1 pseudogene is annotated in these 287 nt (G+C 70.0%); it reads left to right on the top strand.

Features of this window, described 5'->3' with window-relative positions:
- Positions 1 to 105: 105 nt before the first annotated feature.
- Positions 106 to 287: pseudogene (locus ACFHW0_RS31925) on the top strand (4-hydroxy-2-oxovalerate aldolase); the annotation flags it as partial.

Raw genomic sequence — 287 nt, 5'->3', positions numbered from 1 at the left:
TCTGCCGGCGTACGCGGGGAACCTGGACATCATGACCTCGGCCGCGCTGCGCACGGCGGAACGGCTGGTCGCGCTGCGCCCCAAGGCTGCCTCGGAGGTCCTGTCGTGACCGATCTGTACATCCAGGACGTGACGTTGCGCGACGGTATGCACGCCGTCGCCCACCGCTACACCGTCGAGCAGGTCCGGACCATCGCCGCCGCGTTGGATGCGGCGGGGGTGGCCGCGATCGAGGTCGCCCACGGCGACGGGTTGGCCGGTTCCAGTGTGAACTACGGTCACGGTGC

This window comes from Micromonospora sp. LOL_025 (assembly GCF_048060285.1).
Classification (GTDB): domain Bacteria; phylum Actinomycetota; class Actinomycetes; order Mycobacteriales; family Micromonosporaceae; genus Micromonospora.
The sequence above is the reverse complement of the archived record's forward strand: the minus strand, read 5'-3'. Positions and strand labels throughout refer to the sequence as shown.